At 64.6% G+C, this 25,363-nt stretch carries 24 protein-coding genes; 9 read left to right on the forward strand and 15 right to left on the reverse strand.

What is annotated here, in order from left to right:
- Positions 1-10: 10 nt before the first annotated feature.
- Both QCE64_RS01595 and QCE64_RS01600 read right to left on the reverse strand, forming a co-directional pair.
- Entirely contained in the window at positions 11-1,399 is a 1,389-nt protein-coding gene (locus tag QCE64_RS01595) for an aminopeptidase P N-terminal domain-containing protein (RefSeq protein WP_310002492.1), read from the reverse strand.
- A gap of 81 nt (positions 1,400-1,480) precedes the next feature.
- Positions 1,481-2,785 carry a class I SAM-dependent RNA methyltransferase gene (locus QCE64_RS01600; RefSeq protein WP_309913734.1) on the reverse strand — a complete coding sequence of 435 codons (1,305 nt, stop codon included), beginning with the start codon at positions 2,783-2,785 and terminating at the stop codon, positions 1,481-1,483.
- A 245-nt stretch (positions 2,786-3,030) separates the two neighbouring features.
- Here QCE64_RS01600 and QCE64_RS01605 point away from each other — a divergent pair, with 245 nt between their 5' ends.
- Positions 3,031-3,411: a hypothetical protein gene (locus QCE64_RS01605; protein ID WP_309913736.1), complete on the forward strand. Its 381-nt coding sequence runs from the start codon at positions 3,031-3,033 to the stop codon at positions 3,409-3,411.
- Between the two features lie 13 nt (positions 3,412-3,424).
- A complete protein-coding gene (locus tag QCE64_RS01610; RefSeq protein WP_309913739.1) occupies positions 3,425-4,024 on the forward strand; it encodes a hypothetical protein in 600 nt (199 codons plus the stop codon).
- Between the two features lie 92 nt (positions 4,025-4,116).
- On the opposite strand, the gene QCE64_RS01615 is transcribed toward QCE64_RS01610, so the two are convergent.
- From QCE64_RS01615 to QCE64_RS01625, 3 genes are read right to left on the reverse strand one after another with little or no spacing between them, the layout of a single operon-like run.
- Positions 4,117-5,559, reverse strand: coding sequence for an NAD(P)(+) transhydrogenase (Re/Si-specific) subunit beta (locus tag QCE64_RS01615; RefSeq protein WP_310002493.1), 1,443 nt, complete (start codon positions 5,557-5,559; stop codon positions 4,117-4,119).
- The gene (locus tag QCE64_RS01620; protein WP_106854767.1) at positions 5,560-5,880 is read right to left on the reverse strand and encodes an NAD(P) transhydrogenase subunit alpha; all 321 of its coding nucleotides are present in this window, start codon (positions 5,878-5,880) and stop codon (positions 5,560-5,562) included.
- 13 nt (positions 5,881-5,893) lie between these two features.
- Positions 5,894-7,039, reverse strand: a complete 1,146-nt coding sequence (locus tag QCE64_RS01625; RefSeq protein ID WP_309913748.1) for a Re/Si-specific NAD(P)(+) transhydrogenase subunit alpha — start codon at positions 7,037-7,039, stop codon at positions 5,894-5,896.
- A gap of 243 nt (positions 7,040-7,282) precedes the next feature.
- On the opposite strand from QCE64_RS01625, the gene QCE64_RS01630 reads away from it, so the two are divergent.
- From QCE64_RS01630 to QCE64_RS01640, 3 genes are all read left to right on the forward strand, one after another.
- Entirely contained in the window at positions 7,283-7,765 is a 483-nt protein-coding gene (locus QCE64_RS01630) for an NUDIX hydrolase (RefSeq protein WP_309929121.1), read from the forward strand.
- A 90-nt stretch (positions 7,766-7,855) separates the two neighbouring features.
- Positions 7,856-8,989, forward strand: coding sequence for a tRNA 2-thiouridine(34) synthase MnmA (mnmA, locus tag QCE64_RS01635; protein WP_310002494.1), 1,134 nt, complete (start codon positions 7,856-7,858; stop codon positions 8,987-8,989).
- 173 nt (positions 8,990-9,162) lie between these two features.
- Positions 9,163-9,720, forward strand: coding sequence for a TetR/AcrR family transcriptional regulator (locus tag QCE64_RS01640; protein WP_309913754.1), 558 nt, complete (start codon positions 9,163-9,165; stop codon positions 9,718-9,720).
- Between the two features lie 268 nt (positions 9,721-9,988).
- On the opposite strand, the gene QCE64_RS01645 is transcribed toward QCE64_RS01640, so the two are convergent.
- From QCE64_RS01645 to QCE64_RS01665, 5 genes are all read right to left on the reverse strand, one after another.
- A complete protein-coding gene (locus QCE64_RS01645) occupies positions 9,989-10,597 on the reverse strand; it encodes a glutathione S-transferase C-terminal domain-containing protein (protein WP_309919548.1) in 609 nt (202 codons plus the stop codon).
- 116 nt (positions 10,598-10,713) lie between these two features.
- Positions 10,714-11,436, reverse strand: a complete 723-nt coding sequence (locus tag QCE64_RS01650) for a PqiC family protein (RefSeq protein ID WP_309913757.1) — start codon at positions 11,434-11,436, stop codon at positions 10,714-10,716.
- Positions 11,433-13,115, reverse strand: a complete 1,683-nt coding sequence (locus tag QCE64_RS01655; protein ID WP_309913760.1) for an MlaD family protein — start codon at positions 13,113-13,115, stop codon at positions 11,433-11,435. Before QCE64_RS01655 ends, QCE64_RS01650 begins: the two co-directional genes overlap by 4 nt.
- Positions 13,108-13,791: a paraquat-inducible protein A gene (locus QCE64_RS01660; protein ID WP_404987166.1), complete on the reverse strand. Its 684-nt coding sequence runs from the start codon at positions 13,789-13,791 to the stop codon at positions 13,108-13,110. Before QCE64_RS01660 ends, QCE64_RS01655 begins: the two co-directional genes overlap by 8 nt.
- Positions 13,788-14,462 (reverse strand): paraquat-inducible protein A, encoded by a 675-nt coding sequence (locus QCE64_RS01665; protein WP_309929129.1) that lies wholly within the window; start codon positions 14,460-14,462, stop codon positions 13,788-13,790. Before QCE64_RS01665 ends, QCE64_RS01660 begins: the two co-directional genes overlap by 4 nt.
- Positions 14,463-14,968: 506 nt before the next feature.
- On the opposite strand from QCE64_RS01665, the gene QCE64_RS01670 reads away from it, so the two are divergent.
- The 3 genes from QCE64_RS01670 to QCE64_RS01680 all read left to right on the forward strand — a co-directional run bounded on the left by QCE64_RS01670 (position 14,969) and on the right by QCE64_RS01680 (position 16,880).
- The gene (locus tag QCE64_RS01670) at positions 14,969-15,538 is read left to right on the forward strand and encodes a cytochrome b (protein ID WP_309929131.1); all 570 of its coding nucleotides are present in this window, start codon (positions 14,969-14,971) and stop codon (positions 15,536-15,538) included.
- Positions 15,539-15,681: 143 nt separating this feature from the next.
- On the forward strand, positions 15,682-16,239 hold the full coding sequence (locus tag QCE64_RS01675) for a YceI family protein (RefSeq protein ID WP_309807234.1): 558 nt from the start codon (positions 15,682-15,684) through the stop codon (positions 16,237-16,239).
- 107 nt (positions 16,240-16,346) lie between these two features.
- Positions 16,347-16,880: a YceI family protein gene (locus QCE64_RS01680; RefSeq protein ID WP_404987345.1), complete on the forward strand. Its 534-nt coding sequence runs from the start codon at positions 16,347-16,349 to the stop codon at positions 16,878-16,880.
- Between the two features lie 77 nt (positions 16,881-16,957).
- Here the strand turns inward: QCE64_RS01680 and secF are convergent, their stop codons facing one another.
- The 5 genes from secF to queA all read right to left on the reverse strand — a co-directional run bounded on the left by secF (position 16,958) and on the right by queA (position 22,972).
- Positions 16,958-17,908, reverse strand: a complete 951-nt coding sequence (gene secF / locus QCE64_RS01685; RefSeq protein ID WP_309913772.1) for a protein translocase subunit SecF — start codon at positions 17,906-17,908, stop codon at positions 16,958-16,960.
- Positions 17,909-17,925: 17 nt separating this feature from the next.
- The gene (gene secD / locus QCE64_RS01690) at positions 17,926-19,998 is read right to left on the reverse strand and encodes a protein translocase subunit SecD (RefSeq protein ID WP_309913775.1); all 2,073 of its coding nucleotides are present in this window, start codon (positions 19,996-19,998) and stop codon (positions 17,926-17,928) included.
- Positions 19,999-20,120: 122 nt separating this feature from the next.
- Complete coding sequence (gene yajC / locus QCE64_RS01695; protein ID WP_309807238.1) at positions 20,121-20,450, reverse strand: preprotein translocase subunit YajC; 330 nt, start codon at positions 20,448-20,450, stop codon at positions 20,121-20,123.
- 254 nt (positions 20,451-20,704) lie between these two features.
- Positions 20,705-21,868, reverse strand: coding sequence for a tRNA guanosine(34) transglycosylase Tgt (tgt, locus tag QCE64_RS01700; protein WP_310002495.1), 1,164 nt, complete (start codon positions 21,866-21,868; stop codon positions 20,705-20,707).
- Between the two features lie 57 nt (positions 21,869-21,925).
- A complete protein-coding gene (queA, locus tag QCE64_RS01705; RefSeq protein WP_310002497.1) occupies positions 21,926-22,972 on the reverse strand; it encodes a tRNA preQ1(34) S-adenosylmethionine ribosyltransferase-isomerase QueA in 1,047 nt (348 codons plus the stop codon).
- Positions 22,973-23,045: 73 nt separating this feature from the next.
- Between queA and recG the strand changes: the two genes are divergently transcribed.
- Positions 23,046-25,247: an ATP-dependent DNA helicase RecG gene (gene recG, locus QCE64_RS01710; protein ID WP_310002498.1), complete on the forward strand. Its 2,202-nt coding sequence runs from the start codon at positions 23,046-23,048 to the stop codon at positions 25,245-25,247.
- The last annotated feature ends 116 nt before the right edge of the window (positions 25,248-25,363 follow it).

Here is a 25,363-nt window from a genome sequence, read left to right on the forward strand (position 1 = left end):
CCGATTCGGGTCAGGATGCGCGCATCAGCGCTTCGATTTCATCGGCGGCGACCGGCACATCGCGCGTGATCAGCTCGCAGCCGGTGTCCGTCAGGATGGCGTCGTCCTCGATGCGGATGCCGATGTCCCAGTAGCGCTCGGGCACGTCGGCGGACGCGCGCACGTAGAGTCCCGGCTCGATCGTGAGCGCCATGCCGGGCAACAGCGTGCGCCAGGGCCGCGCGCCTTGCTCGTCTAGCGGACCGCCGGCCTCGCGATACTCGCCCGCGTCATGCACGTCCATGCCGATCCAGTGCCCCGTGCGATGCATGTAGAAGGGCGCATAGGCGCGTTGGGCGAGGACGTCGTCGAGCGTGCCGACCTTCGTCTTGTCGAGAATGCCGGTGTCGAGCAGCCCTTGCGACAGGACTTTGAGCGCGGCCTGGTGCGGTGCGTCGAAACTCACGCCGGGACGCGTGGCCTCGACGGCGGCGGCTTGCGCGGCGAGCACGATGTCGTAGAGCTCACGCTGCGCCGGCGTGAAGCGGCCGCCGGCGGGAAAGGTGCGCGTGATGTCGGATGCGTAGCCGTCGAGTTCGCAGGCTGCGTCGATCAGGATGAGATCGCCCTCGCGCGCAATGGCGTTGCCCGCAGGGTAATGCAGCACGCAGGCGTTCGCACCCGCCGCGACGATCGAGCCATACGCCGGCGCCTGTGCGCCACGGCGGCGGAACGTGTAGAGCAGTTCGGCCTCGATCTCGAATTCACGCATGCCGGGACGGCACGCTTGCATGGCTCGGCGATGCGCTTCAGCGGAGATGGACGCGGCGCGACGCATGATGCCGATTTCATGCTCGTCCTTGACGAGGCGCATTTCGTCGAGCAGCGGCAGCAGATGGTGCACGGTTGCCGGGGCGCGCACGCCGCTGCGGCCCTGCACGCGGACTGCCGCGAGCCAGCCGCGCACTTGCGCGTCCAGTTCCGCCGAGGTGCCGAGCGCGTAATGCAGCGCGGGGGAGTCCGCGATCAGGCGCGGCATCTCGTCGTCCAGTGCGGCGACCGGCAGCGCGGCGTCCAGACCGAACGCGTCAAGCGCGCCTTCGGGGCCGAAGCGGAAGCCTTCCCAGGTTTCCCGCTCGGCGTTTTTTTCGCGGCAGAACAGGATGGATGCGGGCTCGCCGTCCTGCGCGTCCGCGTCGAGCACGAGGACTGCCTCGGGTTCGTTGAAGCCGGTCAGATAGTAGAAGTAGCTGTCGTGACGGAACGGGTAGTCCGTGTCGCGATTGCGCATGACTTCCGGCGCCGTGGGCAGGATGGCGACGCCGCCGCCTTGCGCGCGCAACGCGGCAAGCACGCGCTCGCGACGGGCGCGATACACGCCGACGGCAATGGGCTGGACGAGTTCGGTGAGTGAGTTCATGCGCCGATTGTAGCGCCGGCTTCGCGCCGGCGTGACTCGGCCATTCGGCCTATTGCGCCGTCGCGAAGCGGCAGGGCATGCTTACTCGTCAGCGGGACGGTTGCGCACGCTTCCGGCAATCAGGTCGAACCGGAACAGGCGGCATTCGAGCGCGCCGTTGAAGAGCGGCGTCTTGGTCGATTCGCGCAGGCGCAGCAGGCCGGGCAGCTTGCGGTCGGACGTGAGCACGTAGGCGCGCCAGCCGGGAAAGCGCTGCTTGAGCGCGTTGCCGAAGTTGATGAAGAACTCGGTGTCCGCGGGATCCGGCTGGGCGCGTGCGAACGTGTCTTCCTCGTCGCGGCGGTTGCGCGGCGTCTCGCGAATCTCGCCGCGCGGACCGCGGCCGCGCACTTCGATACGCTCGCCGTACGGCGGGTTGGCGAGCAGAATGCCGGGCGCATCGGTCGGCGGCACCATGTTGCGGGCATCCACCTGCTTGAGCGACAGGTTGGAGACGCCCGCGCGGCTCAGGTTGGCGCGCGCCTTCTCGAGCATGTCGCCGGAAATGTCGCTGCCGAAGATGGTCAGCTCGCTTTGTGAGGCGCGCGCGGCGCGGCGTTGTTCGGTCGCGGCCTGCTTGAGCTTCTGCCACATGCCCGGGTGGAAGGGCTTGAGCTTCTCGAAGCCGAAGCGCCGCTCGCTGCCCGGCGCAATGCCGAGCGCGGTTTGCGCCGCTTCGGCGAGGAACGTGCCGCTGCCGCACATCGGATCGAAGAGCGGCGTGCCCGGCGTCCAGCCGGTCAGGCGCAGGATGCCCGCCGCGAGGTTTTCACGCAGCGGCGCCGCGCCCTTGTCGAGCCGCCAGCCGCGTTTGAAGAGCGGCTCGCCCGAGGTGTCGAGATACAGCGTGCATTCGTTCAGCGTGAGGAACGCGAACACGCGCACGTCCGGCTGCGCGGTATCGATGCTGGGGCGCGCGCCCGCCACGTCGCGCAGGCGGTCGCAGACGGCGTCCTTCACGCGCAGCGTGGTGAATTCGAGGCTCTTCACCGGCGACTTGATGGCGGTGAGATCCACACGCATGGTCTGGCTCGGCGTGAACCAGTTCTCCCAGCGCTGCCGGTGCGTCAGCTCGTAGATGTCGTGTTCGTTGCGATACGGGCCTTGTGCGACCTTCAGCAGCACGCGGCTGGCTATGCGCGAATGGAGGTTCGCGGCCATGCCGGCAACCCAGCCGCCGCGAAAGTGCACACCGCCCGGCACCTGAGCGCCGACGGTCAACTCGCCGCCGCCCGAGAGCGGCGCAGCGGAAACATGCCGTTCCCCGATCTCCGTGAGCTCGGCGGCAAGCGGTGCTTCAAGACCGCGCGGGCAGGGGACGAACCAGTCGAAGAGAGGGGAGGACATGAGGGCAGCGGTATCGATCATTCAAACCGCGCATTGTACGCTGGCCGTCTTGCAATTCGGACTAAGTGACTTGTGGGGCGGGTGCGCGGAGGGATATTGTCGGGATCGCTTGGGGGCGGGGATTTGCAAACTCAACCGAAGAGAGTAGCCATGCGAAGACAGCAGTCAACCCGAATTGAACCACGCTCAATGTCAGTTTCTACATTGAAGCAGTCAGCTTGTTTGCCGTTGAGAGGGACGTCCACTTGAACAAGCATGAACTCGAACTCCAGCGGCTCACGCTCAGTTCAGTGAACCTCCGGGAGTGGTTAGGTTTGGCGAGACATATCATCACCGTGATCGGCCTGATTTGGTGCGCGCGCCTGATGTTCGCCGGGATCGAGAACATTTCCACGGCCAATCCCGAGTCGCTGAAGGCGCTTGCTCGCGTCGTGGAACACATGCATCTCGGGAGCCTGATGGGTTATCTGGTTGCTGCCATGACCGGAGTTGGCTGGTTTTTCGAACGCACCGGCAAGAAACGAGCAATCCGCAAGCTTGGCGAGAGTCGGCGGCAACTGGAGTGTGATGATCCCTGCCACTCAAGCAGCGGGTTGACTGCAACGGGCGAGACGCCCATCCGATAGAAAGGTGATGACGATGCAAATGTTCCTGCTTGGATTGGGCTTGCTGCTGTTCATGAGCGTGTGGCACTACGCGTTGCGGAGAAGCATTCTCGATCATTACCGGGACCAGCTTTTCGACTTGCGCGACGAACTGCGCGAAACGTACTTGCTGCGCGGCTGGGACCTGAACAGTCCGCTGTACGCGCGGCTGCGCCGACTCGCCAACGGCTACCTGCGGTCTACCGAGGCGTTTTCGTTGATCCCGTTTCTGTATCTGGAGATCCGGATTCGAGCCAATCCCCCACTGTTCAGCGCAATGAGAACCGGCCTCGAGCAGCAGTTGGACGTTGAGGACGAAGCGCTCAAGGGGTTTGTCGTCGATTACCGCAGGCGCGCATTCGACATCATGTTGAGGTACATGATCAATGGCTCGCTTCTCATGGTCTCGATCTACTCCGTGATGGTGTACCTCACGACGATCTGTACATTGCTTCGCTCGCTGCACAAGGGCGCGTTCCAATGGTCGAGGCGCGCCGTCGCCGAGTGGTTCTTCAGGAAGGATCTGGTCGAGGAATATTCGTATCGCCTGGGCAGGCAGCAGCGAATCGGAGGTACCTGCAAGCCCGCATCCTGATTGCTCGTCCGCCCCGCTCCAACAAAAAGGGCCCGCATTTCCGCGGGCCCCCCGTCACGACTCCGGCATGCATCCTCATCCGGCAGCAGACATCACTCCACCGCCTTCATCATGTCTTCCACCACCTTCTTCGCGTCGCCGAATACCATCATCGTCTTGTCCATATAGAACAGCTCGTTATCGAGGCCGGCATAACCCGCCGCCATCGAGCGCTTGTTCACGATGATCGTCCGCGCCTTGTACGCTTCCAGAATCGGCATCCCTGCAATCACGGATTTCGGATCGGTCTTCGCGGCGGGGTTCACCACGTCGTTGGCCCCGAGCACGAGCACCACGTCCGTCTGACCAAACTCGCTGTTGATGTCCTCCATCTCGTGGACCATCTCGTAAGGCACCTCGGCTTCGGCCAGCAGCACGTTCATGTGCCCCGGCATGCGTCCGGCCACCGGATGAATCGCATAGCGCACGTCGATGCCTTTCTCGACCAGCTTGTCCGTCAGTTCCTTCAGCGCATGCTGCGCGCGCGCCACCGCCAGACCGTAGCCCGGCACGATCACCACGCTCTCCGCGTTGCCGAGCATGAACGCGGCGTCATCGGCGGAACCGGATTTCACCGGCCGCTGCTCCTGCGCCCCGCCCACCGTGGCCCCGCCCGCCTCGCCGCCGAAGCCGCCCAGGATCACGTTGAAGAACGAGCGGTTCATCGCGCGGCACATGATGTACGACAGGATCGCGCCCGACGATCCCACCAGCGAGCCCGCGATGATCAGCATCGGATTGTTCAGCGAGAAGCCGATGCCCGCCGCCGCCCAGCCCGAATATGAGTTGAGCATCGACACCACCACTGGCATGTCCGCGCCGCCGATCGGGATGATGATCAGCACGCCCAGCGCGAACGCGATGAGCGTCATGATGATGAACGGCAGCCACGATTCGGTGAGCATGAAGATCACGCCGAAGCCGACCATCGCGATGGCCAGCAACAGGTTGATCAGATGCTGGCCCGAGTACACCACCGGCGCGCCCTGGAACAGCCGGAACTTGTACTTGCCCGAGAGCTTGCCGAACGCGATGACCGAACCCGAGAACGTGATCGCGCCCACGAACGTGCCAATGAACAATTCGACGCGATTGCCATACGGAATCGGCTCGCCGAGCGGCGCGAGGCCGAACGCGGCGGGCTCGGCGACGACGCCGTAGGCAATGCACACCGCCGCCAGACCGATCAGCGAGTGCATGGCCGCGACGAGTTCGGGCATCTTCGTCATCTCGACCTTCGCCGCGATGTACGCGCCCGCGCCGCCGCCCACGATCAGCGCGACGAACAGCAGCGACAGGCCCAGCGCGAGATTCGCTTCGAGGAAGGCGGCCTGTTTCACGATCAGCGCGAGCGTCGTGAGAATGGCGATCGCCATGCCCGCCATGCCGAACGTGTTGCCGATGCGCGCGGTCTTCGGATTGGACAAGCCTTTCAGCGCCTGGATGAAGCACACCGAGGCGACGAGATACAGGAGGGTGACGACGTTCATGCTCATTTACGCGCCCTCCTTGTGCGTGATCTTCTTCGGCTCCTTCTTCTTGAACATTTCGAGCATTCGCCGCGTGACGAGGAAGCCGCCGAACACGTTCACCGCCGCGAGCAGCACCGCGAGCGTGCCGAAGAACTTGCCGGCCGCGCCGACGGTCAGGCCCACCGCGAGCATCGCGCCGACAATGACGATCGCCGAGATCGCGTTGGTCACGGCCATCAGCGGCGTATGCAGCGCCGGCGTGACGTTCCACACCACGTGGTAGCCCACGTAGATGGCCAGCACGAAGATGATGAGATTGATCACCGTGTGATTGATGACGTCCATGTTCGTCTCCGTGTCAGGCCGGGGCGCGGGCGGGCTGACCATCGCGGCACTGGAGCGTGGCCGCGACGATGTCGTCCGCGAGGTCGATGTTGAGCGTGCCTTCCTTGGTCAGGATCAGCTTCAGGAAGTCGAGAAGATTGCGGGCGTAGAGCGCGGAGGCATCGGCGGCGACCATCGACGCCAGGTTCGTATGGCCGACGATATGCACGCCGTGTTTCATCACCACCTGATCGACTTCGGTGAGCGGGCAGTTGCCGCCTTTGCGGCCTTCGAACTCGGGGCCGCGTCCGGCGGCGAGATCGACGATCACCGAACCCGGCTTCATGTGCTTGACCGTTTCGACAGAGAGCAACGTGGGCGCGGGACGGCCCGGGATCAGCGCCGTCGAGATGACGATGTCCGCCGCCTTCGCGCGCTCGTGCACCTGCGCCGACTGCCGCGCAAGCCAGCTCGGCGGCATCGGCCGCGCATAGCCGCCGACGCCGACCGCCGCCTCGCGTTCCTCATCGGTTTCGAACGGCACGTCGACGAACTTCGCGCCCAGCGATTCGATCTGTTCCTTCACGGCCGGCCGCACGTCCGACGCCTCGACGACCGCGCCCAGCCGCTTGGCCGTCGCGATGGCCTGCAGGCCCGCGACGCCCGCGCCCAGCACGAGCACGCGCGCGGCTTTCACGGTGCCGGCGGCGGTCATCAGCATCGGCATGAAGCGCTGGTAGTACTGGCAGGCCATCAGCACGGCCTTGTACCCGGCGATGTTCGCCTGCGACGACAGCACGTCGAGACTCTGCGCGCGCGTCGTGCGCGGCGCGGCTTCGAGCGCGAACGCCGTTACGCCCGCCGACGCGAGCCGCGCGGTGTTGTCGGTATTGAAGGGATCGAGCATTCCGATGAGCACGGCGCCCGGTTTCAGCATCGCCAGTTCGCTTTCGGACGGCGACTGAACCTTGAGGACGATCTCGGCGGAAAAGGCGGCTGCGGCATCGACGAGGTCGGCGCCTGCCTGGGCGAAGGCGTCGTCGATATAGCTCGCCTGCAAGCCTGCGCCGCTCTGCACCGAGATCCGGTGCCCCTGCGTGACGAGCTTCTTGACCGTTTCGGGCGTGGCGGCGACGCGCGCCTCGTTCGCCCGCGTTTCAGCGGGTACTCCGATATGCATCTTCGAATCCTCCTGTCTTTGTGTCGTTTTTTTCCCTTGGGCAGGGCTCGAACGACCAAGGCCGAGTCTTGTTTCAAATGCTGGAATGAACGGCTCTCGCCACTGTAACCGAAGAAAGCCCGCGCAAAAATCCGATCCGGCACTTGTTACTGATTATGGTCATAGCGCTTACCCTTAGGCGTTCGGGGCCGTCTGCCCGGCGCAGCAGGCGTAATCGATCGCGTGACGGTAAAATGACGGACCATGAAATCAGACACTTGGGCGCCTCACGTGACGGTGGCGGCGATCGTCGAGCGCGACGGACGCTTTCTCGTCATCGAGGAGCACACGTCGGCAGGGCTGCGAATCAACCAACCGGCCGGTCATCTCGAAGCGGGCGAAACGCTCGTTCAGGCGGTCATCCGCGAAACCTTCGAGGAAACCGCGCATCGCTTCGAACCCGAGGCGCTGGTCGGCGCGTACATGACGCATTTCCAGCGGCCCGACGGCGACGTCACCTATCTGCGCTTCACGTTCTGCGGCAAGTCGGCGGGCGAAGAAGCCGGACGCGCGCTGGACGACGGCATCGTGCGCGCCCTGTGGCTCACCGCCGACGAGTTGCGGGCGTCCGCCGGGCGGCATCGCACGCCGATCGTCCTGGCGTGTCTCGAGGATTACCTGTCCGGGCGGCGCGTGCCGCTCGATTTCATTCATACGCATTCGGTCGCGCCGGCGCTGCGGGCTTGACGCCTTTCGCAGCGGCGCCAGATTCAGACCGCCCCGGGCGGTGCACTTCCCGCACGTTTTCGGCGCTGTGCGGGTCAACGCGGTATCCCTATGAGCAAGCAAAGAGTCGTGGTGGGCATGTCGGGCGGCGTGGATTCGTCGGTGACGGCGTGGCTGTTGAAGGAACAAGGCTACGAGGTGGTCGGCCTGTTCATGAAGAACTGGGAAGACGACGACGACGGCGAATACTGTTCGACGCGGCAGGACTGGATCGACGTGGTCTCGGTCGCGGATCTGATCGGCATCGACGTGGAAGCGGTCAACTTCGCCGCCGAGTACAAGGACCGCGTGTTCGCGGAGTTCCTGCGCGAGTATTCGGCGGGCCGCACGCCCAATCCCGACGTGCTGTGCAACGCCGAGATCAAGTTCAAGGCGTTCCTCGACCACGCGATGTCGCTCGGCGCGGAGTCCATCGCGACCGGCCATTACGCGCGCGTGCGCGAACGCGACGGCTTGTTCCAGCTGCTCAAGGCCGCGGATTCCACCAAAGACCAGTCGTACTTCCTGCATCGGCTGAATCAGGCGCAGCTGTCAAAGACGCTGTTTCCGCTCGGCGAGATCCCGAAGACCCAGGTGCGCGAGATCGCGGCCCGGATCGGTCTGCCGAACGCGAAGAAGAAGGATTCGACCGGCATCTGCTTCATCGGCGAACGGCCGTTCCGCGACTTCCTGAACCGCTACCTGCCGACCAAACCGGGCCCGATGAAGACGGCCGAAGGCAAGCTCGTCGGCGAACATATCGGGCTCGCGTTCTATACGCTTGGTCAGCGCAAGGGCATCGGCATCGGCGGCGCGAAGGACGGCAGCGGCGAGCCGTGGTTCGTCGCCGGCAAGGATGTGGCGAGCAATACGCTGTACGTCGTGCAGGGCCACGATCATCCGTGGCTGCTGTCGCCGGCGCTGGTTGCGGGCAACACGAGCTGGGTTGCCGGCTTCGCGCCGGACGAAGGCGTGGCGTGCGGCGCCAAGACGCGCTATCGGCAGCAGGACGCCGCATGTCATTTCTCGCGCGCCGACGACGGACGCTTTGAGCTCCGTTTCGACGACGCGCAATGGGCCGTCACGCCGGGCCAGTCGGCCGTGCTCTATCAGGACGACGTCTGCCTGGGCGGCGGCATTATCGAACAGGCATCGATGGGGCATGAAGCATCGCAGTCGGCTGCCGTTGCCACGAGTGCGCGTTAGGCGATCCGGCTGGGTTGTGACCGCAAGCCCTGACTACGGTCAGGGCCTTGTTATTTCAAAAATTGACACTTTACGGCGTTACGTTTCAGAAAAAACTTTTTTTGATACAAGTGCTTGACTGTCTATCTAGCGATAGATAAGTTAAACGGATCGCTGGCCAGGCCGAATCTCAAATGGACAAGAGCACCGTACGCGAAGCGCTTCTGGAACACGCTCAGACTCTGCTGATGACGCGCGGCTATAACGCGTTCAGTTATCGCGATCTGGCCGAATTGGTCGGCGTGAAGACGTCGAGCATTCACTATTACTTTCCGGCGAAGGAGGATCTGGCGCTCGAAGCGGTGAACGCTTACAGCGCGGACCTGATGTCGTCCGTGTACGCCATCGACAGTTCCGCGCCCGCCGACAAGAAGCTCGATCGCTATGCCAAGGTGTTCGGGCGGATTCTTGGCGGCGGCAACCAGGTTTGCCTGTGCGGCATGCTGGCGGCGGATATCGAATCGCTGCCGGACAAGGTGCGGCAGGCGGTGCAGGCGTACTTCAAGGCGAACGAGAACTGGCTGGCGAAAGTGCTGGCCGAAGGCGAAGCGCAGGACACGCTCGATGCCGGTGGAAAACCCGAGGCCGCCGCGCGGACACTCTATGCCGCGTTCCAGGGAGGCTTGCTGGCAAGCCGTCTGTTTCAGGTGCGAGCGCGGCTCGAAGAAATCGCCGATTCAGTACGGCGGTAGATAAGCCTGTGGATAACCCTGTGAAAAACACAGGAATCGGGCGCTGACTGTCTATCTTTGGGTAGATAGATTTTGGCGGGGGCGGAACACGAAGGCGGTGTTCGGAAACTGCCTGAGGCGTTTCGCACGAGATTTATCGCCATTCCGCATGTCGAAACGTCGACGGTTCGTCTCACATGTCGGCGTGAAGAAGCTTACGTCTATCTAGTAGTAGATTCAAATTGAAACGCCCCCGCGCTGCATCTTCATGCGGGCAGAGGTGAACGGGTCAGGCCGGCACCGTGTCAATGAACGATTGCCGTTGCGACAAACGCGCGTAGTACTTGTCGAGACTCGGATGGGCATCACGCCAGTTCAGATCGGGCAGGCGCAGGTCGAGATAGCCGAGGGCGCAGCCGCACGCGATATCCGCCAGCGTGAAGCGGTTCGCCGAACACCACTGTTTGGAACCCAGACCGCGCGACATCGCGCGCAGTCCGTCGTCCACCTTGTGCCGCTGACGCGCGATCCACGCTTCGCTGCGATGTTCTTCCTCGCGCAACACGCCTTCGAGGCGGATGAGAACGGTGGCGTCGAGCATGCCGTCGGCGAGGGCTTCCCAGCAACGCACTTCGGTGCGCTCGCGCCGTTCCTGCGGGAGCAGTTTGCCGACGGGCGTCAGGGTGTCGACGAATTCGCAGATCACACGCGAATCGAACACGGCATCGCCGTCGTCGAGAAGCAGGCAGGGCACTTTGCCGAGCGGATTGAAGTCGTGGATTTTCGTGCCGGCGGCCCAGACATCTTCGAGAACCAGTTCGCAATCGATCTTTTTCTCTGCCATGACGATCCGTACCTTGCGGACGAACGGGCTGGTGTGCGAACCGATTAGTTTCATCATCTTGTCTTCGCGTGGCTGCGTGTTCGGGCGTCGATGATCTTAACCGGGCGACCCCGCGCCCCATGCCAGATTCGGCGCGCGTGTCGTCTGTCGACAACACGGCGCGCCGGGGCTCACGACGCGCTGGCCGTGGCCGGCGCGCCCGACGAAGGACAGGGCAACAGCGGCGCCTTCGCGGGCCGGGCGACGACAGCGGACTTGCCTTTCGCCGCAACGCCCGATGCCGCTGATGCAGCCGTAGCAGCCGGCGCTTCCGGCGGCAGCGAAGCCACGCTGCGCATGCCGGCCGAGATGGCCGAAGCCAGTTCGTCGACGGCCTTGCGATGCCCGTCCACCAGCGCGTCGTAGCCTGAGCCCACGGGTTCCTGCGCGACGGTCCGGCACGTCAGCACGTTCGACGACCCCGCGGCGCGCACGCTCCAGACCGCGTCGAGCACGGCGCGCTCGCCGGGCCACGATTCGAAGCGCTGCACGTTGACCTTCACGCGATACACCGGCACCGACTCCGGATGCGGCGTGTTGTAGACATCGATGGCGCCGAGCTGCTGGGTGAGATCGGCGGACAGCGCACGGCGCACTTCATCGGACGGCAGCGAGGACCAGCGGTCCTGCTCCAGCACCTGGACCTGCGCCGGGCTCGTCTGCACGACCAGCTGGTTGCGCGTGACCTGCTGCGGCATGTCGACGGGCGCGAGCTCGAAATAGAACGCGGCGGGCGACGAAGGCACGGGCCGCGCCTCGCCGCCGGCGAGCGTATAGAAACGGCTCGTCGGCGAGGCGCAGGCGGCGAGCATGCCGGCTGCGGCCAGAGTCAACATCAACGGGCCGAACTTCATGGTTTGTCTCCCGATTTACCGCGCAACAGCGATTCCGGATGGCGTTCCAGATAATCCGCGAGCGCATTGAGCGATTGAAGCGTGCGCGTGAGTTCCTGCATGGCCTGGCGCGTGTCCGACTGAATTGGCGAATCGGATTGCAGCGTGGCCTGCGCCGCGCTGAAGGTCTTCTTCGCTTCGTCGAGCGTGCCGCGCATGTCCGGCAGGACTTCCTTGTCGAGCTTGTCGAACAGCGCGTTGGCGTTCTTCAGCGAGCCGTTCAGATTGTTGCCGATCTGGTCGAACGGAATCTTGTCGATCTTGCGCGCGATGTCGGCAATCTGCAGTTGCAGTTCGTCCAGCGTGTTCGGCACGGTCGGCAGCTCGATCGGATCGTTGCTGGCGGACACCTGCGCCGGCGGCGCCTTCGGGAAGAAGTCGAGCGCCACATACAACTGGCTCGTCAGCAGGTTGCCGGTACGCAACTGGCCGCGCAAGCCGCGTTTCACGAGCAGTTGCAGCATGTCCTGGCTCGCCGACGATCCCTGTTCCGGCAGCGCCTGCCTGGCGCGTTTGCCGAGCCGGTCGGGGTACAGGTCGATGGTGACCGGCATCATGAACGAATGCGTTTTCTGATCGTACTGCACGCCGATGCCGGTAACTTGGCCCAGCACGATGCCGCGGAAATCGACCGGCGCGCCCACGGCCAGGCCGCGCAGCGACTGGTTGAAGTTCATCACGACATGCACGGCCTGCCCGTCCGGATCGCGCATGGCGTCGGACTGGTCGGAAGCGAGGCGGAAGGTGGCGTTGTTCTGCGCCTGCGGCCCGGATTGCTGGTTGGGCGGCGTCTGGAACGCAATGCCGCCGAGCACGACCGTCGCGAGCGACTGCGTGTTGAGCGTGAAGCCGCTCGAATCGAGGCGCAGATCCACGCCGCTCGCATGCCACCAGCGCGAATTCGTGCCGACATACTGGTCGTACGGCGCGTTGACGAACACCTGCAAGGTGACGCCGGTGCCGTCCTTGTCGAGCGAGAAGGCCGCGACCTGACCCACCTGCACGCGCCGGTAATAGACCGGGGAGCCGATGTCGAGCGAGCCGAGCGATTCGCCGTGCAGCGTGAAGGTGTGGCCCTTCTGGTCGCCGGTGATGGCGGGCGGCGTCTCCAGCCCGACGAAATAGCTCTGGTCTTCAGTGGACTTGCCCGCATCGACGCCGATGAACGCACCGGACAGCAAGGTGGACAAGCCGGTCACGCCGCTTGCGGCCACGCGCGGGCGCACGATCCAGAAGCGCGTGTCCTTGACGGCGAAATCGGTGGCTTCCTTGGTGAGCTGCACGTCGACGAGCACGCGCGAATGATCCTTCGACAACGTGATGCCTTTAACCGTGCCGATATCCACGTCCTTGAACTTCACCTTGGTCTTGCCGGTTTCTAGGCCTTCGGCGCTGGCGAAGCTGATGGTGACCGTCGGTCCGCGGCTCGACACCGTCTTCACGACCAGGATCACGCCGATCAGCGCCGCGACGAGCGGAATCACCCAGACGAGCGAGGGCAGCCAGCGGCTGCGCGGTTCGATCACGGGCTCCGGAAGGTTCGGCGGCAGGCCGCCGCCTTTATCGGCACCTGCACCGGCGCCGGTGTCGGCGGGCGGCGCGGGCTGCTTCGGGTCGTTCGGACCTTGGGCACTAGTCATGTTTCTTTCCTGACGGTTCGATGTTGTCCCACATGAGGCGCGGGTCGAATTGCATGGACGCGATCATCGTCAGCACGACGACCGACGCGAACGCGAGCGCGCCCGGTCCCGGCGTGATGACGGCGAGCGACTTGAAGCGCACCAGCGCGATGGTGAGGGTGATGACGAAGACGTCGAGCATCGACCAGCGCCCGATGCCTTCGACGATGCGGAACAGGGTGGTGCGCTGCCGCGGCCGCCAGGTAGAACGGCGCTGTACGCTGATGACGAGGAAGCTGAGGGTCGCGAGCTTGAGCATCGGCACGAGAATGCTGGCGATGAAGATCACCGCCGCGAGCGGATAGTCGCCGTCGTTCCAGAAGAGCGCGACGCCGCTCATGATGGTGTCGTCCTGCGAGCCGAGTATCGATGACGTGTGCATGATCGGAAACAGGTTCGCCGGAATATAGAGGATCGCGGCGCTGATGAGCAGCGCCCACGTCCGCGCGATGCTGTCCGGATGACGCCGGTGCACGACGGCGTCGCAGCGGGTGCAGCGCTGTTTCTCGATGGTGTGCGCGAGCGGCTGCACGAGTCCGCAGGCGTGGCACGCCACGACCTGCGCGCGCGATGCCGTGGTGTAGTGGATGGCGGGCGGATCAGGTTGCTCGGCTGCCTGCTCGATGGCGTCGCTCATGATTTCTGCCTTTTGGTGGGCTCGGGCCTGGCTTGACGCCGGCGCCTGGCCGGGCGCGGTTCGAGGCGGCTCGCGATGGCCCACAGCGCGCGCGGGTCGAAGCTCACCACGACGGCGAACATCAGTGTCAGCGCGCCGAAAGCGAACAGCGCAGCCTCGGGAATCACGCGCGCGATGCTCACCATTTTCACGAGCGTGACGAGCACGCCGAGCATGAACACTTCGATCATGCCCCACGGCCGCACGAACTGAATGCCGCGCAGCACCGTGTTGAAGCCCGGCGGAATATACCCCGAGCGCAGCGGCAGCAGCACATAGAGGAGCGCGAGCAGTTCGCACAGCGGGAACAGCACGGTGGAGCAGAAGACCAGCACCGCCATGATCTCCATCTGCTCGCTCCACAGCGCGACGATCGCGCCGATCAGCGTGGTCTCCGACGTGAGCCCGTTGGCCTCCAGTTCGACGATCGGAAAGCCCTGCGCGATCAGGAACGTGACGAGGGCCGCGAGCGTCATCGCGCAGACCTTGTCGAGGTTCGACGAAATGCTGCGATAAAGCAGCGAGCCACAGCGCGGACATTTCGCCGACGCATGCTGGGGCAGGTCACATTTTCGGGAGAGCGCGTCGCATTCGTGACACGCGATCAGGTCGTCCGGTTGATTGGCATTCATGGTCGAAGCCCGAGCCGTGTCGAGCGGAATTGGCGGGCGTTGCGGGGACCGCGGGGACCGGCTCCGGTGGAGCACAGCAAGCAGCGGGCCAGCGCAAACGCAATCAGCATGGTATCAAATGGCGCCTCGATGACGGATGAAGCAGTACGCTTCTTCACATCGGGGAATGAAATGGCCCGTTCATCCGTTAAGTCTTCCAAGCGACATCGCGCCCGGAATGCGCTGCGGTCGATGCCGCGAGGTTGCGCAGACATCGACCGTTGCATGCATGGAATAGTTCGTTGCACCGGTGAAGCGAGCCTTGTCAAAGCAGCCCTCGACCGGCCGCAAACCCGCATCGAATATGACTTTCGGCTATCCTGCATGGACTTTTGGCAGGCGCTGGCGGTTAAGCTACGTTGCGGTAGCATGGCGGCCTTGCGTCCCCCTCATTGCATGTCCGTGCATGAAGGCGGGACGTCACCCCGTCATGCCGTTACACACAGCACTCTCTGGATGAAAGCACTATGGAAAGTACCGCACACGTCGCGGCAGCCGCGCCGCAACCGCGTTACAGCGCCACGGCGATCGGCCTGCACTGGATCATTGCGTTGCTGATCGTGGGCGGTTTCTACCTCGGCTGGATCATGACGGATATCCCCGGCTTCACGCCGACCAAGCTCAAGTATTTCTCGTGGCACAAGTGGATCGGCGTGACGGTGTTCGCGCTCGCCGTGCTGCGTTTGCTGTGGCGCGTGACGCATCCGGCGCCGCCGCTGCCGGGCGGCATGCCGCGCTGGCAGAAGGGCGCGGCGCATCTCGGCCACCTCGCGCTGTATGTGCTGATGCTCGTGATCCCGGCTTCCGGCTATCTGTACAGCTCGGCGGCGGGCCTGCAGGTGGTGTATCTCGGCGTGCTGCCGCTGCCGACCATCATCGGTCCGGACAAGGCGCTGAAGGCCACGCTGCGCCTCGTGCACATCGCGCTGAACTACACGCTGCTGTTCTTCGTCGTCATGCATGTGCTGGCAGCGCTGAAGCATCATTTCGTCGATCGCGACGGCCTGCTCGGCCGGATGCTGCCGTTCCTGCGCTGAGCGCGCATTGTTTCCTCGTCGTTGGCAGGGCGTTTCCCGGCGGCTGATTGTTAACGCGGTCTTTTGATTTCCAATACCGGTTTTGTTCCGGAACCGTCGTTCGCAAGGATGGTTCAGGTTCGTACCGTCTGAACAGGGCACACATGAAAGTGAAACTGAATCGCTGGATGATGGCAACGGGCGCCGCGTTCGCGCTGGTCGCGGCGGCGCATGCGCAGGTCGACCTGGGCAAGAGTTCGGTGGTGGCGACGTCGAAGCAGATGAACGTGCCCACCGACGGCAAGTTCAACAAGTTCAGCGCGCAGATCGCCTTCGATCCGGCGAAGCCCACGGCGGGCACCGCGAACATCACGATCGACACCGGCAGCTACGACCTCGGCGACGACGACTACAACAAGCAGGTGCGCGGCGCCGAATGGTTCGACGCCGGCAAGTATCCGACCGCGACCTTCGTGTCGAGCGCGATCGCGCCGGCCGGCGGCAACAAGTACAACGTGACCGGCAAGATCACGATCAAGGGCAAGTCGCAGACGGTCACCGTCCCGGTCACGGTCACGCAGCAGGGCGCGACCGAAACCTTCGACGGCGCGCTGCCGATCAAGCGCACCCAGTTCGATATCGGCACGGGTGAGTGGAAGGATACGTCGATCGTGGCGGACGACGTCGTCATCAAGTTTCATATCGTCGCCGCGAAGAAGTAAGCGGCGCGTCAACCTTTTTGCACACGCTTTGTGTATCTAGTCAGGAGAAGAACTTGAAAAAGCTTTCGATCATCGCTGCGGGCGCGCTCGCACTCGGCACGCTCGGCATGTCCTTCGGCGCGCTGGCCGCCGACACCTACAAGCTCGACCCGAATCACACCTATCCGAGCTTCGAGGCCGACCACTTCGGCGGCGTGTCGACGTGGCGCGGCAAGTTCAACAAGAGCAGCGGCGAAGTGACGCTCGACCGCGCGGCGAAGACCGGCACGGTGAACGTGACGATCGACATCGCTTCGGTCGACACCGGCAACGACAAGCTCAACGAGCATCTGCAGAAGGCGGAGTTCTTCGACGCGTCGAAGTATCCGACGGCCGAGTACAAGGGCACGTCGATGAAGTTCGACGGCGATGCGCCGAGCGAAGTGATGGGCACGCTGACGATGCACGGCGTCACCAAGCCGCTGAACCTGAAGATCGAGCACTTCAAGTGCTTCGTGAACCCGATGATGAAGAAGGAAGTGTGCGGCGTGGAAGCGACGGCGACGTTCGATCGCGGCGACTTCGGCATGGACTACGGCAAGTCGTATGGCTTCAGCCTGAAGACGGTGCTGCATATCCAGGCGGAAGGCGTGAAGCAGTAAGCGTTTCAGCGCTCCAAAACAAAGCGGCCGGTCTGTGAAGACCGGCCGCTTTTTTACGTCCTGGAATGCCTGAAGCTTCAGACCTGAGCGCCCGCGTTCGGGTCGTTCGGATCGAACTTGTCCTTCTTGTCCTTCACGAGGTCTTCACGCTTCACGCCGAACCACATGGCAAGCGCCGCGGCCACGAACACCGACGAATAGATACCGAACAGGATACCCACGGTCAGCGCCAGCGCGAAGTAATGCAGTGTCGGGCCGCCGAAGAAGAACATCGACAGCACCATCATTTCCGTACAGCCGTGGGTGATGATGGTTCGCGACATGGTGCTGGTGATCGCGTGGTCGATCACTTCCATGACGGTCATCTTGCGCTGCTTGCGGAAGGTTTCGCGGATCCGGTCGAAGATGACCACGGATTCGTTCACCGAATAGCCGAGCACCGCGAGAATCGCCGCCAGCACCGAGAGCGAGAACTCCCACTGGAAGAACGCAAAGAAGCCGAGGATGATCACCACGTCGTGCAGGTTGGCGATGACGCCCGCCACTGCGTACTTCCACTCGAAGCGGAACGACAGGTAGATCACGATGCCGACCACCACGCACGCCAGCGCGAGCAGGCCGTTGGTCACGAGTTCCTTGCCCACCTGCGGACCGACGAACTCGACGCGCTGCAGGCTCACCTGCGGGTTGTCGGCCTTGAGCGCCCCCATCACCTGGTCGCTCTGCTGCGCCGAGGTGAGGCCCTGCTTGATCGGCAGGCGGATCAGCACGTCGCGCGAGGTGCCGAAGTTCTGCACCTGGGCGTCGGCGTAGCCGAGCTTGGTCATGGTCGCGCGCACGGGTTCGGGCGATACGGCCTGCGGATACTGCACCTCGACGACCGTTCCGCCGGTGAACTCCACCGACAGATGCAGCCCGCGATGCACGAGGAAAAACACGGCCGCGAGGAAGGTCACGAGCGAAATCACGTTGAAGATCAACGCGCGCTCCATGAACGGAATGTCGCGGCGGATGCGGAAGAATTCCATGATCTAGCTCTCCGGGTTCAGCGGGACTGGCCCGGTTTCTGTTGATCGACGCCCGGCCCGGAACGGCGGCGCACCGTCGGCTTGCCGCTGCGTGCCTGCGTCTGGACGGGCGCCTGGGCCGGCGCGCGCGGCGCGGCGGTCTTGGTCTTGCCCTTCGCGGTTTTCACGATTTCATCCACCGGCGAGTCGTCGCCGCGCTGGGCCGCCAGATAGGCCGCCGCGGCGGCTTCGGCGTTGCCGCCGTCCGGACGCCACACCTGGCCGATCGCCAGCGACTTCAGCTTCTTCTTGCCGCCGTACCACAGGTTCACGAGGCCGCGCGAGAAGAACACGGCCGAGAACATCGACGTCAGAATGCCGATACAGTGCACGACCGCGAAGCCGCGCACCGGACCCGAACCGAACGCGAGCAGCGCCAGGCCGGCGATCAGCGTGGTGACGTTCGAGTCGAGAATCGTCGCCCAGGCGTGCCTGAAGCCTTCCTGGATTGCGGTCTGCGGCGGCGCGCCGTTGCGCAGTTCTTCGCGGATACGCTCGTTGATGAGCACGTTCGCGTCGATCGCCATACCGAGCGCCAGCGCGATAGCCGCGATGCCCGGCAAGGTCAGCGTGGCTTGCAGCAGCGACAGGATGGCCACCAGCAGCAGCAGGTTGACCGACAGCGACAGCATCGAGAACAGGCCGAACAGCAGGTAGTACGCGATCATGAAGACGGCGATCGCGGCGAAACCGTACTGCACCGAGTCGAAGCCCTTCTTGATGTTGTCCGCGCCGAGGCTCGGGCCGACGGTGCGTTCCTCGATGATGTCCATCGGCGCCGCGAGCGAGCCCGCGCGCAGCAGCAGCGCGAGGTCGGCGGCGGCTTGCGGCGTGGGCTGGCCGGTGATCTGGAAGCGGTCGCCCAGTTCCGACTGGATGGTCGCGACCGTCAGCACTTCGCCCTTGCCCTTCTCGAACAGCACCATGGCCATCGGCTTGCCGATGTTGTCGCGCGACACCGCCGACACCGCGCGGCCGCCGGCCGAATCCAGACGGATATTGACGGACGGGCGCTGATGTTCGTCGAAGCCCGCGGACGCGTCGATGATGCGGTCGCCGGTGAAGATCACCTGCTTGCGCAGCAGCACGTTGCGGTCGCCCTGCTTGAAGGCTTCGTCGCCGGGCGGGACCGGATCGTTCAGGCCGATGTAGGTATTGACCGGGTCGGCGAGGCGCGCTTCGAGCGTCGCCGTGCGGCCGATGATGTCCTTCGCCTTCGCCGTGTCCTGCACGCCCGGCAGTTCGACCACGATACGGTCCGAGCCCTGCTGCTGGATCACCGGCTCGGCGACGCCCAGTTCGTTGACGCGGTTATGCAGCGTCGTGATGTTCTGCTTGAGCGCGCCGTCCTCGACGGTTCGCTGCGTCGCCGCCGAGAACGTGCCGACGACCTGATAGCCGTCGCCGCCCTGGCGCGTGCTCCATTGCAGTTCGTTGACGCCGGTCTGGAGCAGGGTGCGCGCGTTGTCCGCGGCGCTCTGGTCCGAGAAATTCACGACGACCGATTGCCCGACGCGGTTCACGCCGCCGTCGCGGACGTTGCGGTCGCGCAGGTAGGTGCGGGCATCGGCGGCGTCGGAATCGAGCTTCTTGTTGAGCGCGCCGGCCATGTCCACTTGCAGCAGGAAGTGGACGCCGCCGCGCAGGTCGAGACCGAGATACATCGGCAATGCGTGCAGGGCCGTCAGCCAGCGCGGCGAGGCGCTCTGCAGGTTCAGCGCGACGATGTACTGAGGATCGCTCGGGTCGCTGTTGAGCGCGTGGCTCAGCAGGTCCTTCACGCGCAATTGCGTGTCGGTGTCCTTCAGGCGCACGCGAATGTTCGCGTTCAGCTGGGAGTTGTCGAACGTGACTTCATCGGCGGTGACGTGGTTCGCGGCGAGCGCGCTCTCGACGTTCGCGAGCGTGGCGGAGTCGAGCTTGACCGTAGCCTTGCCGCTGGATACCTGCACGGCCGGCGCTTCGCCGAAGAAGTTGGGGAGCGTGTACACGAGGCCGATGACGAGCGCCATCAGCATCACGACATACTTCCAGAGGGGATAACGATTCATGGGGATGGCCGACCGTCAAGTTGGCTTCGGGGAGAGGGCGTCCGGCGGTGTGCGCGGAAGGGCGTCGGGGGAATCCGACGCCCGGCGGCGAGGCCGCGCCGGACGCGGCGGAACAGGTGGCCTTACAGCGACTTGATCGTGCCCTTCGGGAGGATGGTGGTCACGGATGCCTTCTGGATGGTGATTTCCGTGCCTTCGGCGATTTCCACGCCCACGTACGCGTCCGTCACCTTCGTGATCTTGCCGACGATGCCGCCGTTCGTCACCACTTCATCGCCCTTGGCCATGGCGGCGAGCATGTTGCGATGCTCCTTCTGACGCTTCATCTGCGGGCGGATCATGATGAAGTACAGCACCGCGAACATCAGGATGAGCGGCAGGAAGCTCATCAGGCTCGATTCCGCGCTGCTCGCGGTGGTGCCTTGTGCAAAGGCATTGGAAATGAACGACACGTTGGTCTCTCCGTTATGACGCAAAAAAAGCGTTCGATGAATACGTTCGATAATCTCGAATGAAATTAGCCGGCTATTCTACCACCCGCACTTGTCGCGAGACTTTAGGAATGCGCTTTGTCTTCAAGCTGTTATCCGGGTGTTATCAGGCTTATGAAGAAGCTGTGAAGCGGCGAATTCCGTGGCCTTCGCGGCATGAGCCGAAAGCAATAGAAAGCAGATTGTAATGCTTGGGCGCGCGTTTCCGGTCCGCGTCAGTCCACGCCGCGCGCGCGATTCTCCGCGAAAGTCTTGCGGAACGCCTCGAACGAGTGATTTTCGATGGATTCGCGCACTTCGCCCATCAATTCAAGGTAGTAGTGCAGGTTGTGGATCGTGTTGAGCTGCGCGCCGAGAATCTCGCCCACGCGATGCAGGTGATGCAGATAGCCGCGCGTGAAATTGCGGCAGGTGTAGCAGCCGCAGCTTTCGTCGAGCGGTTTCATCGAGTTCTTGTGACTCGCGTTCTTGATCTTGAGATCGCCAAAACGGGTGAACAGCCAGCCGTTGCGCGCGTTGCGGGTGGGCATCACGCAGTCGAACATGTCGACGCCGGCCGCCACGCCCGCCACCAGGTCTTCCGGCGTGCCGACGCCCATCAGGTAGTGCGGCTTCTCCGCAGGCAGCTTCGGGCCGATATGGTTCAGCACGCGCATCATGTCTTCCTTCGGCTCGCCCACGGAAAGCCCGCCAATGGCAAGCCCGTGGAAGCCGATCTCCGACAGTCCCGCGAGCGACTCGTCGCGCAGATCCTCGAACATGCCGCCCTGCACGATGCCGAACAGCGCATTCGGATTGCCGAGCCGGTTGAATTCGTCGATCGAGCGTTTGGCCCAGCGCATCGACATGCGCATGGAATCGGCGGCGTCCTGGTGCGAGGTCGGCACGCCCTGGGTGGCGTAGGGCGTGCATTCGTCGAACTGCATGACGATGTCCGAGTTCAGCACCTTCTGGATCTGCATCGACACTTCGGGCGAGAGGAACAGCTTGTCGCCGTTGATCGGCGACGCGAAGGTGACGCCGTCCTCGGTGATCTTGCGCAGGTCGCCGAGCGAGAACACCTGGAAGCCGCCGGAGTCCGTCAGGATCGGGCGATTCCAGCCCATGAAGCGGTGCAGGCCGCCGTGCGCGCCGATCACCTCCAGCCCCGGCCGCAGCCAGAGGTGAAAGGTGTTGCCGAGGATGATCTGCGCGCGAATCTCTTCGAGTTCGCGCGGCTGAATGGCCTTGACGGTGCCGTAGGTGCCAACCGGCATGAAGATCGGCGTTTCGACCACGCCGTGATTCAGCGTGAGACGGCCGCGGCGCGCCTGGCCGTCGGTGGTGAGCAATTCGAACTTGAGCCCGTTCTCGGGCGGGGTGGCGTGACCTTCGGTCATCGATGAGACTCCGCTGCAACCGGAGAACAGTCCGGCGCAAAAGTGTGGTTGAGGAATTCAGTCTTGCCGCGTCAGCAGCATCGCGTCGCCGTAGCTGAAGAAGCGGTAGCGCTGCTCGATCGCGTGACGGTACGCGTCGCGGATCGTGTCCATTCCGGCAAAAGCCGAGACGAGCATCATCAGCGTCGACTTCGGCAGGTGGAAGTTGGTCACGAGCCGGTCGACCACGCGGAAGGCGTAGCCCGGCGTGATGAAGATATCCGTTTCGGCCTGGGTGGCCGCGAGCGGGCGGCCGGCCTCGGCGGCGTCGCGGGCGGCGGCTTCGAGCGCGCGCATGGACGTCGTGCCGACCGCGATCACGCGGTTGCCGCGCGCCTTGACGGCGGCGATCCGGTCCACGAGCGTCTGCGGCAGGTCGTACCACTCGCTGTGCATCGTGTGCTCGGCGATATTTTCCACGCGCACCGGCTGAAACGTGCCCGCGCCGACGTGCAGCGTGAGCGTCGCGCGCTCGACGCCGCGTGCGTCCAGCTCGGCGAACAGCGCTTCGTCGAAGTGCAGGCCCGCGGTCGGCGCGGCCACGGCGCCCGGATTGGCCGCGTAGACGGTCTGGTAGCGGGTTTCGTCGTAGGCGTCGGCGTCGTGCTCGATATACGGCGGCAGCGGCAGACGGCCGTATTGCTCGATGAGCGTCAGGCAATCGGCGGGGAAATGCAGCGTGTAGAACGGCTCGACACGCTCGCCCACGGTGACGTCGAACGCGTCCGCCAGACGGATCGTGCCGCCTTCCGGCGGGCTCTTGCTGGCGCGGATCTGCGCCAGCGCGGTGGTTGCGCCCGTCAGCCGTTCCACCAGCACCTCGACGCGGCCGCCGCTGGCCTTCTGGCCGAAGAAGCGCGCCTTGAGCACTTTGGTATCGTTGAAGACGAGCAGGTCGCCGGCGTCGAGCAGGGCCGGCAGTTCGGCGAAACGGCGGTCGGTGAAACGGGCGGGCGCGGCGTGGTTGTCCACCTCGAGCAGACGGCTCGCACTGCGCTCGGTGAGCGCGCTCTGCGCGATCAGCTCGGGCGGCAGATTAAAATCGAAATCGGAAAGCGTGAACATGGGCGTGAAGAAAGGCACGAACGCGGCAAAAGCGCGCCGAACAAACCTCATATTGTACTTGCGAAGAGATTAGATGCCCTTGTCCGACCGCCGCGTCACCTCGACCGATCCGCTGTCCGTGGAGGACGGCGAGGCGCCGCACGCCGTCGCGCCGGCGCGCAAGCGGGCCAAGGCGGAGCCGAAGGCCAAGGCCGACGAGAAGCCGAAGACCGTCGTCAAGACCGCGGACAAGCTCGCCAAGCTCGGCCTGAAGTCCGACATCGACCTCGTGCTGCACCTGCCGATGCGCTACGAGGACGAAACCTCGCTCACGCCCGTCGGCGAACTGATTCCCGGCGACAACGCGCAGACCGAAGGCGTCGTGTTCGACAACGAGATCGCCTACCGTCCGCGCCGCCAGTTGCTCGTGAAAATCCACGACGACGCCGGCGACGAACTCACGCTGCGCTTCCTCAACTTCTACGGCTCGCAGGTCAAGCAGATGGCCATCGGCGTGCGTCTGCGGGTGCGTGGCGACGTGCGCGGCGGCTTCTTCGGCATGGAGATGGTGCATCCCACGGTGCGCCCGGTGGATGAAGACACGCCGCTGCCGCAGGCGCTGACGCCGGTGTATCCGTCGACGGCGGGCATCTCGCAGGGCTATTTGCGCAAGGCCATCGATTCCGCGCTCGGGCGCGTGTCGCTGCCGGAACTGCTGCCGGAGCCGATTGCGCGCGCGCATCTCGCGCCGCTCAACGTGCCCGGCCTGCTCGATGCCGTGAAGACGCTGCATCACCCGCGCGCGGATTCCGACGAGACCGCGCTGATCGACGGCACCCATCCCGCCTGGACCCGCATCAAGTTCGAGGAACTGCTCGCGCAGCAACTGTCGCTCAAGCGCGCGCACGAGGAACGCCGCCGCCGCTCCGCGCCCGCCATGCCGCGCCGCGCGCCCGCCGACGCAGCGTCGCTCGTCACGCGCCTGTTGCAGGCGCTGCCGTTTGCGCTGACCGGCGCGCAGCAGCGCGTGGTCGCGGAAATCGCCACGGAGCTGACCCTGCCGCATCCGATGCAGCGTCTCCTGCAGGGCGATGTCGGCAGCGGCAAGACGATCGTCGCGGCGCTCGCGGCGGCGCAGGCCATCGACGCCGGTTATCAGGCCGCGCTCATGGCGCCCACCGAAATCCTCGCGGAGCAGCACGCGCGCAAGCTGCGCGGCTGGCTGGAGCCACTCGGCGTGTCGGTCGCGTGGCTCGCTGGCAGTCTCAAGGCGAAGGACAAACGCGCGGCACTCGAAGCGGCGGCGCTCGGCACGGCGCAACTGGTGATCGGCACGCACGCGATCATCCAGGACGCGGTGGAATTCGCGCGGCTCGGGCTCGTGATCGTCGACGAACAGCATCGCTTCGGCGTGGCGCAGCGGCTCGCATTGCGCGCCAAGGCGCAGAACGCGGCCGACGGCGCGCGCGACTTCCAGCCGCACCAGCTGATGATGTCCGCCACGCCGATCCCGCGCACGCTCGCGATGACCTATTACGCGGACCTCGACGTCTCCACCATCGACGAACTGCCGCCCGGCCGCACGCCGATCCTGACCAGGATCGTGTCCGATAGCCGTCGCGACGAGATCATCGGCCGGGTGCGCGAAGCGGCGCTGACCGGACGGCAGGTGTACTGGGTCTGTCCGCTGATCGAGGAAAGCGAGACCTTGCAGTTGCAGACCGCCGTCGAAACCTTCGAGACGCTGGTGGCCGCGCTGCCGGAACTGCGCGTGGGACTTGTGCATGGCCGGCTCGCGCCCGCCGAGAAAGCGGCGGTGATGGACGCGTTCGCGCGCAATGAAGTGCAGTTGCTGGTCGCGACGACGGTGATCGAAGTGGGCGTCGACGTGCCGAATGCGTCGCTGATGGTGATCGAGCACGCGGAGCGCTTCGGGCTGGCGCAGTTGCATCAGCTGCGCGGGCGCGTCGGCCGGGGCAGCACCGCGTCCGTGTGCGTGCTGATGTACGCCAATCCGCTCTCGCAGACCGCCCGCGCGCGCCTCGCGACGATGCGCGAAACCACCGACGGCTTCGAGATCGCGCGGCGCGACCTTGAGATTCGCGGGCCGGGTGAGTTCCTCGGCGCGCGGCAGTCGGGCGAGGCGATGCTGCGTTTCGCGAGCCTGGAGAACGACGGCTGGCTGATCGAACCCGCCCGTGAGGCCGCCGACGCGATGCTCGCGACCTTCCCCGATGCCGTCACGCGCCATCTCGCCCGCTGGCTCGGCGTGCGCGAACAGTATCTGAAGGCGTGATTTTTAAGACATGAACGTGAACTCGCCGGCGCCATGTCGGTCCCTATTTAGCCGCATCTGAGCGGCGAACCAGCAAAGGTTGTCGAATCGGCGCCGGCAGGTGTATAACTCAAACC

Source organism: Caballeronia sp. LZ043 (assembly GCF_031451075.1).
In the GTDB taxonomy this organism is placed as follows: domain Bacteria; phylum Pseudomonadota; class Gammaproteobacteria; order Burkholderiales; family Burkholderiaceae; genus Caballeronia.

Excerpts from the sequence above, each read along its gene's own strand:
- QCE64_RS01670 (WP_309929131.1), top strand. The coding sequence starts at position 14,969 with ATGGAAAGTACCGCACACGTCGCGGCAGCCGCGCCGCAACCGCGTTAC.
- QCE64_RS01665 (WP_309929129.1), bottom strand. The coding sequence starts at position 14,462 with ATGAATGCCAATCAACCGGACGACCTGATCGCGTGTCACGAATGCGAC.
- queA (WP_310002497.1), bottom strand. The coding sequence starts at position 22,972 with ATGTTCACGCTTTCCGATTTCGATTTTAATCTGCCGCCCGAGCTGATC.
- QCE64_RS01640 (WP_309913754.1), top strand. The coding sequence starts at position 9,163 with ATGGACAAGAGCACCGTACGCGAAGCGCTTCTGGAACACGCTCAGACT.
- recG (WP_310002498.1), top strand. The coding sequence starts at position 23,046 with ATGCCCTTGTCCGACCGCCGCGTCACCTCGACCGATCCGCTGTCCGTG.
- QCE64_RS01650 (WP_309913757.1), bottom strand. The coding sequence starts at position 11,436 with ATGAAGTTCGGCCCGTTGATGTTGACTCTGGCCGCAGCCGGCATGCTC.
- secF (WP_309913772.1), bottom strand. The coding sequence starts at position 17,908 with ATGGAATTCTTCCGCATCCGCCGCGACATTCCGTTCATGGAGCGCGCG.
- QCE64_RS01610 (WP_309913739.1), top strand. The coding sequence starts at position 3,425 with ATGCAAATGTTCCTGCTTGGATTGGGCTTGCTGCTGTTCATGAGCGTG.
- QCE64_RS01595 (WP_310002492.1), bottom strand. The coding sequence starts at position 1,399 with ATGAACTCACTCACCGAACTCGTCCAGCCCATTGCCGTCGGCGTGTAT.
- QCE64_RS01645 (WP_309919548.1), bottom strand. The coding sequence starts at position 10,597 with ATGAAACTAATCGGTTCGCACACCAGCCCGTTCGTCCGCAAGGTACGG.
- QCE64_RS01675 (WP_309807234.1), top strand. The coding sequence starts at position 15,682 with ATGAAAGTGAAACTGAATCGCTGGATGATGGCAACGGGCGCCGCGTTC.
- QCE64_RS01655 (WP_309913760.1), bottom strand. The coding sequence starts at position 13,115 with ATGACTAGTGCCCAAGGTCCGAACGACCCGAAGCAGCCCGCGCCGCCC.
- QCE64_RS01625 (WP_309913748.1), bottom strand. The coding sequence starts at position 7,039 with ATGCATATCGGAGTACCCGCTGAAACGCGGGCGAACGAGGCGCGCGTC.
- tgt (WP_310002495.1), bottom strand. The coding sequence starts at position 21,868 with ATGACCGAAGGTCACGCCACCCCGCCCGAGAACGGGCTCAAGTTCGAA.
- QCE64_RS01680 (WP_404987345.1), top strand. The coding sequence starts at position 16,347 with ATGTCCTTCGGCGCGCTGGCCGCCGACACCTACAAGCTCGACCCGAAT.
- QCE64_RS01620 (WP_106854767.1), bottom strand. The coding sequence starts at position 5,880 with ATGGACGTCATCAATCACACGGTGATCAATCTCATCATCTTCGTGCTG.
- QCE64_RS01630 (WP_309929121.1), top strand. The coding sequence starts at position 7,283 with ATGAAATCAGACACTTGGGCGCCTCACGTGACGGTGGCGGCGATCGTC.
- QCE64_RS01660 (WP_404987166.1), bottom strand. The coding sequence starts at position 13,791 with ATGAGCGACGCCATCGAGCAGGCAGCCGAGCAACCTGATCCGCCCGCC.
- secD (WP_309913775.1), bottom strand. The coding sequence starts at position 19,998 with ATGAATCGTTATCCCCTCTGGAAGTATGTCGTGATGCTGATGGCGCTC.
- QCE64_RS01600 (WP_309913734.1), bottom strand. The coding sequence starts at position 2,785 with ATGTCCTCCCCTCTCTTCGACTGGTTCGTCCCCTGCCCGCGCGGTCTT.
- mnmA (WP_310002494.1), top strand. The coding sequence starts at position 7,856 with ATGAGCAAGCAAAGAGTCGTGGTGGGCATGTCGGGCGGCGTGGATTCG.
- QCE64_RS01615 (WP_310002493.1), bottom strand. The coding sequence starts at position 5,559 with ATGAGCATGAACGTCGTCACCCTCCTGTATCTCGTCGCCTCGGTGTGC.